We start from the raw sequence: 3400 nt of genomic DNA, 5'->3' as shown, positions 1-3400 counted from the left end.
CCTCGAAGGGGCGGGGCACGGACAACTCGCCTGTCGCCTTGTGTGTGGCCTGATCGCCCGCCTACCGCTGGAAGGCGGACGGAGGGGGCGTGTGGGCCGGAAAGACGTGCAGGGCGCGGCCGACAAGCCACAGCGCGGACATCAGGTCGTGGCTGCTGGTGGCGATGTGTTTGCTGAACCGGCCGGGGGTCGGCTCGCCGTGGGTCCGGGCGATACCGAACGTGGTGCCGTCGGCCAGAACAGCGAACAAAGCGCGTTGACGGCGGGACCCATCCAGGTCGAACGCCCACCGCCCGACCACGATGAGCACCCCCACGGTCGGACCCTCGGGAACGCCGAGGACGTCCAGGCGAGGGGTCCGCGCGTCATGGGCGAGAGACCGGGCGTAGGCGGTCATGTCGGCAGGGAAGGTGGAGCTGCCACTGGGAAACCGCCCGGGCAGGACCAGATCGACGAACGCGGTGGGGCTTTCACCCGGCTCCACGCCCGGGAAGTAGCGGAACGCGTTGTCCGGGCGGCAGATGGTCATCAGCTTGATCGGCGCCTGCTCGTCGTCCTCCACCCTCATCTCCTCCAGCGGGGCGGTCTGCTGGATCCCTTCTTCGAATGCGATGAGGGCGCGGCCGATACTGGCGACGCCCTCCTTGGTGAGCAGAGAACGAACGTGGTCGTCGAACACGGTCATGATCAGCGGCCTCCTTGTCGCCGGGGGTACGCGCTGCGCCACTGGCACAGGGCACAGGAACGCAGCGGAAGAACGAGACGAACCGTAGGAACGCCAAACGGCCGATCAAGGGGACAGCGGGGCAGCCGAGGGACCACGGGGCAGCCGTCCGGCCAGTGGGAACACGACTGCACACCCACCCCCGGCCCGAGGCACGAGGAACAGACACCGCAACCAGCCAACGGCACCTCGACGTGGGGGCGGGCGAAGGCGTAGCCGCCCCAGCGGCGCGCCGAACCGGGCGGCCGTCTTCCTGCCACTGGCAGGCACCCAGCCGGACACTGAACAGCAGCCGGACGCGGTGCAACGGCGAGCGGCTGCAACAGTCCGATGCAGCATCGGCAGGTCGATCCGGCCCGCCGGGAGAACGCCCATGACCTGGCACCGGACGCGCCACTGCGCCCCACCCTCAACAATGAAGTCGAGAAATGGGGCGCAGCAGGATGCGTTGCAGGCCGGAGCTGGCCGGGGCGCAGCGCGGGGTGGGTGTGGCGAAGCGAGCGTCTACGGGGCGGGTGGCGAGGTCCGCAGGGTCCCGTCGGCGAGTTCCAGCTCGGTCAGGTTCCCGCCGAAGGCGAGGGCCCAGAAACGGCGCTCTCCGGTGGTGGGAGTGCGGGGGGTGATGCTGACGACGTCGCCCGCGGTCAGGCGGCGCACCGGCAGCGGCCAGTGGTCGGCGTGCTTGTCGACGGTCAGGCGGCGGCCGATCGCGGCGGCCTTGACGGCAGCGGCCTTCGGGTCGGGGGCCTCGACGACGAACGTCAGCGGCAGAGCGGGCAGGCCGGGATCCATGACCTGGGCCAGGACGTGCCCGGGCTGGTAGCCGAAGTGGTGCTCGGGCCAGCCACGGGGACCGGTGGTGACGTTCAGGTACGCGGTGGCGGTGAACAGTACGGCGGCCGGGGCGGCGGCCGGGGCGGCGGCCGGCGGGCGGCGCAGAACGGAACGGCGGTGTGCGGGCATGACAAGGCCCTCCCAGGCGTCAGTGAAGAACGAAAGGGGGAGAGAGAAACTTCGGCACCACACGGTGCCGACACAGCCACACAGCGGCCCGTGACGGCGACCCACGCGGCACGGCGGCCCGTGACGGCTCGCGTGACGACGGCGACGGCACGACAACGACGGCCCGTGGCGGCCGTACCCGGCGGCCCATGACAACTGGTGGCGGCCGGTGGCGGCGCTCACATGATGCGGCCGGACCGGGTGCTCTCCCCGGGAAGGAAAGTAGCCACGACACCGAGCCGATCAAGCACACCAACCACACCGAACGCGAGAGCTGTTCAGGACCGGCAGCCGGACACCCCACACCCGCCCCACCCGGCCTCCCACACCCAGAAAGCCCCCCCTGGAAACACCACACGCCCCCCAGCACCCCGCCGCGACCGGGCGGCGGCCGCTCGGTGCCCGGCGGGGTGTTCAGCCAGGGCGTGGAGTGCTGCTGGTGGCGGGACTGTGTCGGCGGGGCCGAACCCCGTACCTGCCCCTCCAGTGCCGGATGGGGCAGGTGCGGCGTGCGGGGGCGGTCAGGGGGCGGGGGTCCAGCCGTCGGCTGTACGGCGCAGCACCGTCCACTGGGTGAGGTGGCGGTGGACGGTACGCGAAAGCAGACGGGCGTGGTGGGCGATGGTGTCGGTGGTGACGGGCAGACCCGTGCCGTCCCACAGGACGGCGAAGGTGTAGAGGGCGGTGATGGCTCCCGCGCTGAGCTCGGGGTTGGCGACGACCAGTTCCAGGGCCCGCGGGCCGAAGGCGGGGTGAGTGCCGGGGCGAGAAGGGGCGGCGGGGCGGACGGCGTCGGTGATGAGGTCCACGACGAAGCCGGCACGGGTGTCGACGTCGAACACCTCGAATTCGTCGATCTCGCGGGGGTCTTGCCCGCGCATCACGTCGGCGGCCTCGTGGGCGGCGTCGAGAGGGTTGTGTGCGTGGATGGCCCCGGTGGTCCACGACACCTCGTAGTGACGCTGCGCGCCGCCCTTGTCCTCGGTGTCCGAGGTCATGGCAGCAGAGGCTGTGGTGGGACGGACAAACATGGTCCTCCTTGGAGGGTCAGGTGATGGCGGGGTTGCCAGCCGGGACGGCTCGCGGACAGACGGAGAGGTATGGGGCGGCAGGGGTGCGGGACGCCGGGTCGGCATCTGCGCCCCGTCATCCCAGGGGCGGGTAGGGGAAATGCCGGGAGAAGCCCGGCCGACCACGCCGGAGGGAACCCAGACGGCCAGGCGGACCAGGATGCGCTGGCCGGGGCACCGTCGATGAAAGAGGACGGGGCCCTGGCTGGCGTGTCACCACCGAACCCCTGCTCGGTGTTCGGGACCGAACGGAGTGGGGCTTCCCCGACACCTCAACCCCTCTGCGGGGGGGTGGGGGTGGTGAAGCCCGCACCACTGGAGCGCAACAGCACACGGAAGCCGCCGGGCGGGCACAAGACGCACCGTAGGACCGGCAGCCGGCCAGTCAACCCCAGCCAGGCCGGAGCGGACCGGGCCGGGACCCGCAGCAGCCCGGGAACCTCATCCTCCGCAGGGAAAAGGGGCCGATTGTCCGGCCCTGAACCGGTCCGGCGCTGCTGTGGGCGCTGTCCCGCGCGCAGCGGTTCCACACCAGGTGGATGGGCCCGGCACGGGGCGGCGGACCTGTGCAAGATGCGACGGCGCCCGGGCACCCCATGTGGGG

At 71.6% G+C, this 3400-nt stretch carries 3 protein-coding genes; all 3 read right to left on the bottom strand.

Features of this window, described 5'->3' with window-relative positions:
• Positions 1-61 precede the first annotated feature (61 nt).
• Positions 62-685 (bottom strand): hypothetical protein, encoded by a 624-nt coding sequence (locus ACFU7Y_RS42000; protein ID WP_380771693.1) that lies wholly within the window; start codon positions 683-685, stop codon positions 62-64.
• Between the two features lie 543 nt (positions 686-1228).
• On the bottom strand, positions 1229-1687 hold the full coding sequence (locus ACFU7Y_RS41995; RefSeq protein ID WP_380771691.1) for a hypothetical protein: 459 nt from the start codon (positions 1685-1687) through the stop codon (positions 1229-1231).
• A gap of 560 nt (positions 1688-2247) precedes the next feature.
• Positions 2248-2724, bottom strand: a complete 477-nt coding sequence (locus ACFU7Y_RS41990) for a hypothetical protein (protein ID WP_380771689.1) — start codon at positions 2722-2724, stop codon at positions 2248-2250.
• Between the last annotated feature and the right edge of the window lie 676 nt (positions 2725-3400).

Source organism: Kitasatospora sp. NPDC057542, assembly GCF_042801945.1.
Classification (GTDB): domain Bacteria; phylum Actinomycetota; class Actinomycetes; order Streptomycetales; family Streptomycetaceae; genus Kitasatospora.
This window is presented reverse-complemented; position numbering and strand designations above follow the sequence as displayed.